Annotated in this window: 5 protein-coding genes; 1 reads left to right on the forward strand and 4 read right to left on the reverse strand. The window is 50.5% G+C overall.

The features are described from left to right. Positions 1–354 (forward strand): anti-sigma factor (locus HKN79_02780; protein ID NNC82475.1); only part of this gene is annotated, 354 nt, incomplete at its 5' end. 22 nt (positions 355–376) lie between these two features. Here the strand turns inward: HKN79_02780 and HKN79_02785 are convergent. From HKN79_02785 to HKN79_02800, 4 genes are all read right to left on the reverse strand, one after another. After that, positions 377–1,513, reverse strand: coding sequence for an MBL fold metallo-hydrolase (locus HKN79_02785; protein NNC82476.1), 1,137 nt, complete (start codon positions 1,511–1,513; stop codon positions 377–379). Positions 1,514–1,571: 58 nt separating this feature from the next. Continuing rightward, positions 1,572–2,492 carry an AraC family transcriptional regulator gene (locus HKN79_02790; protein ID NNC82477.1) on the reverse strand — a complete coding sequence of 307 codons (921 nt, stop codon included), beginning with the start codon at positions 2,490–2,492 and terminating at the stop codon, positions 1,572–1,574. A 65-nt stretch (positions 2,493–2,557) separates the two neighbouring features. Next, positions 2,558–3,529, reverse strand: coding sequence for an SDR family oxidoreductase (locus HKN79_02795; protein NNC82478.1), 972 nt, complete (start codon positions 3,527–3,529; stop codon positions 2,558–2,560). Positions 3,530–3,541: 12 nt separating this feature from the next. Continuing rightward, complete coding sequence (locus HKN79_02800) at positions 3,542–4,048, reverse strand: hypothetical protein (protein NNC82479.1); 507 nt, start codon at positions 4,046–4,048, stop codon at positions 3,542–3,544. Positions 4,049–4,102 lie beyond the last annotated feature (54 nt).

Below are 4,102 nucleotides of genomic sequence, written 5' to 3' on the forward strand. Positions count from 1 at the left end.
CTTCAGGAGGACATGGCCATCATCAATGACCCGAATTATACTCAAGTGACATTGACCGGGACGGATAATGCACCTAGCGCACTGGCGCGCGTGTATTGGAACCCAAGTAAGGAATCTGTCTATCTGAGCGTAGCCCGTATGGATGATTTACCGGAAGGTAAAGTCTACCAGCTGTGGGCCTTGGTCGATGGGCAACCGGTAGATGCGGGGATATTCACCCCAGAAGATTCATTGATAGAAATGAAGGCCATCGGTATGGGTCAGGCCTTTGCCGTGACCATCGAAGATGAAGGAGGAGCGGAATCACCGGCCCTCGAGACCTTGCAGGTCATCGGTAACGTGGCGACATCTTAGACTCTGTCCCTACCACTCTAACTCACTCTGAATATGCTCTCCACCAATACTCCTGTGGAGGCCTTTTACCATCAAGAAGGAATGACTCACCGATACTGGGAGTGCTCAGAGTCAAATCCAGTTTCGATGCTTCTTTCGTGAGTCGCTCAACGGGTTCGGTCCAGCTGTGTGTGGCAAGAGTGAAAGAGCCCCAATGTATGGGCATCACCACTTCGGCTCCCAGGTCGATACCGGCCTGAGCAGTTTCTTCCGGCATCATGTGCACATCGGCCCACAGGGTATTGTACTGTCCACATTCGAGCATGGCGAAGTCGAATGGACCATATTTATCCTTAATTCTTTTGAAGCGATCGTTATAACCGCCATCTCCACTGAAGTAGATGTTCTCGTTGCTCCCCGTGACCACCCAAGAACTCCAAAGGGTGGCGAACTGATCGTTCAATCCTCGGCCTGACATGTGTTTGGAGGGAGTGCAAGCAATCGATAATTCTTTGAACTCCGATTCTTCCCACCAGTCCATTTCCTGAATGCGTTCCCACTCGATTCCCCAAGCGGCCAGATGATTACCGATTCCCAGCGGTACAAAGAATCGGGCTGTCTTTTCTCTAAGTCCAATGATGGATTCATAGTCGAGGTGGTCGTAGTGATCGTGAGAGATGAAGATGGCATCGATATGAGGCAGCTGGGCAATGTCGATGGGCATTTCCTCCTGATACCGTCCCTCTCCCAACCAGGGGTGGGGTGAAACATACTGACCGAATACAGGGTCGAAGAGCAGGCGCTTGCCATCGATCTCCAAAAGCACGGTGGAGTGTCCGAACCAGGTGACCCGGGTGAGGGTGTCGGAATATGAAGCGATGTCCAGGCTGTCCAGCTTGACCACTTCGATGTTCCTATCCGGAGACACATCAGGAGGTGATGAAAACCTGTCTTTGATCATCTTCTCGATGCTGTGACAGTCGAATTCCAAGTTGAATGGACCATCATTCACGAACTTCCCGTTCTCGAAGTTGGGAGAATCTGCGTAGCGAGTGAGCCGATACTCATCAGCCTGACCTCCGAATTGAGGAGAAGAGTTCAAGAATACAGAGCCGGTCAGGACCACTATGGTGATCAGGGCCAACAGTACGATGCCGATATGTTTTAGGAATTTCTTCATGTTCTCCGCTTGCCCTTCGCTAAGTGTTCAGTGGGCTCTGTATGGATGCTGATCACGATTAATTCAGACTCCGATACTCGCTCGGACTCAGCCCTGTCTTGGTCTTGAAGAGCTTGCTGAAGTGCTGCGGATAGTCGAAACCCAGATCGTAGGCGATCTCACTCACCGTGGCGTTGGAGCCGAGTAGGAGATTCTTGGCCCGCTCTACCAATTGTAGGTGGATGTGTTCTCGCGCACTCTTTCCCGTCTCCGCCTTGAGTAGATCACTGAGGTAGTGACCGGACATATTCAATGCCTGTCCACAGCGATCGATGCTGGGTAGTCCTTTCTCGCTCAACTCGCTGGAGTCGAAGTAGTCCTTCAGGAATCGCTCGAAACGCTGCAGATGACCTTTGCTCTCATTGCTGCGTGTGTAGAACTGTCGATCGTAGTAGCGTTCCGTGTATTTGAGGATGCTCTCCAGATTGATGAGGATGAGATCTTGAGAATGACGGTCCATGTTCTGTCCGATCTCCCGTTCGATATTCCGGACGAATTCCTTGAGCATGCCCTTCTCTTTTTCAGAAAGATGGAGTGCTTCGTTCACCTCATAGTCGAAGAATGTAAAACCGCTTATGCTCTGTGCGATACTCGATCGCCTGAGCAGGTCGGGGTGGAACATGAGGGTCCAGCCTTCCGTGCCTCTGTCCTGATCCAGCTGCTCTTCATCAATGGACATTATCTGTCCCGGACCTGTGCAGATCAAGGTGCCATCTTGAAAATCATAGGAACCGCGACCGTAGTTGAACTGCCCGGATGAGATGCTCTTCAGGCTGATCATATACAGATCGTTCCGGTAGGTGCCCGGCTCCATGCATGACTCCTTGGGGAATTCACCCGGATAGCTGACCGATATCAAGGGATGTTCCGGTGCTTTAAGGCCGAGCAGCCGATGTATGTCGGTGATGCTCTGTATCTCTATGATCTCTTTTTTGGCCATTCCTCGTTATTCATTTGACCGAGTGTCGCTCGGTGATTCATTCAAAGGTCAATATTCTATCGGGATCAGGCAGATACCGGTTCTTGTACATTGAACTCAACTCCGGTCATAGCTTCAGAGACCTCCCAGAGTCTTTGGGCAACTTCCTTATCCTTTGCATGCGGCTCCAGGGTATGGGCACCTACAGGACCGGTCCAGTTACTTCTTCCAGTAGGACCGTAGAACGCACTTTGATCCAAGTCGGGCTCAGTAGCACACATCAATTGTGGATAGGCTCCTTTCTCGGCTGACTGCACCAATGGAGAGATCTTCATTAATTGCCAAACGAAACGGGTCATCAGGCTACCGCTGGTCTTGATCAGTGAGGTGCTGGATGCACCTGGGTGACAGGCGTAGACTTTCACCACATCTTCTTTGCCAGCATCCTTCTGTCTGTCCTGCAGTTCATACACGCACATGATCTGCGCCAGCTTGCTCTGGCTGTAGATACCATTGGGATTGTAGTTCTTGTCCCAATTCAGATCATCGAATTGGATGGTCTTTATACCCAGATTATAGCCCATGCTTCCCACGACCACGATGCGTCCTTTAGACTCCTCGATACGCGGATAGAGCAGTGCCTGCAAGGTGAAATTGCCAAAGTGGTTCGTACCCATCTGGCTCTCAAAGCCATCGACCGTAAGCTTCTGGGTGGGTACTTGTGCAATGGCTGCGTTGCATATCAAAGCATCGATACGAGGTACTGTCCTGAGGACTTCATCTGCCGCTCTTTTGACAGAAGCCTGTTCGGCCAGGTCCATCTGGATATTGGATACATCGATATCATTACCGAGGGTCTCTTTCAAGGTCTTGATGGTGTCTTCCGCTTTTTGGGGATTTCGATTGAGCATCACCACCTTGGCTCCCTTGGACAGGAGAATACGTGCCGCTTCGTATCCCGTGCCGCTTGTGGTTCCTGTTATAAGAAAGGTCTTGCCTTCTTGAGACCCCATGCGCTCGGGGGTCCATCCTTCTTTTCCGAATTGATTCTTAGTCATTAATTCTTGTGTTTATTTCGTTCGACTTGCTTCGATCAGTTGCTCTTGGTATGCCACGATACGGGCTTGGGCCGTGCCGTCCACCAATAGGATCACCACCAACATGGCCATGGCCGTTACCATGCTCGCTCTCCAGTTGGGAGAATTCACGAACATCAATACCAAGGCGCAAGCGATGATGATCAATGGAATTGCCGTGAAGACCACGTTCTTGTATTCTTTCACGGTGCCTTCAGCCCGTTCCATTTCAGCAGCTACAAAGGCTGTAGGGTCTTCTGTATAGGCCTTTTCGAATTGTGTGATCCTCGATTTATTGGTGAAATACAATCCCGTTCCGATGATCATCAGTAGCACTCCTGCCACCAAGGTGGGAATGATGTAAGCCTTGGCGATATCGGTCTTGCCCAATTGCCAGAAACCGATGCTGGCTGCAATGAATACCAATCCGAAGAGGATGAAGAAAGGAGTGGAGAAGAGTTCTGCCTTCGCCCAGTCGGTTGCTGCTTTGAGTATATCCATTCCTCGATGTGTTTTAAGCTTCTTCTTTGAATCTGGTGACAAAGAACTCTACAT

The sequence above is a fragment of the Flavobacteriales bacterium genome (assembly GCA_013001705.1).
Taxonomy (GTDB): Bacteria; Bacteroidota; Bacteroidia; order Flavobacteriales_D; family JABDKJ01; genus JABDLZ01.

Coding starts and splice junctions, on each gene's coding strand:
- HKN79_02785 (NNC82476.1), bottom strand. CDS start 1,513: ATGAAGAAATTCCTAAAACATATCGGCATCGTACTGTTGGCCCTGATC.
- HKN79_02790 (NNC82477.1), bottom strand. CDS start 2,492: ATGGCCAAAAAAGAGATCATAGAGATACAGAGCATCACCGACATACAT.
- HKN79_02795 (NNC82478.1), bottom strand. CDS start 3,529: ATGACTAAGAATCAATTCGGAAAAGAAGGATGGACCCCCGAGCGCATG.
- HKN79_02800 (NNC82479.1), bottom strand. CDS start 4,048: ATGGATATACTCAAAGCAGCAACCGACTGGGCGAAGGCAGAACTCTTC.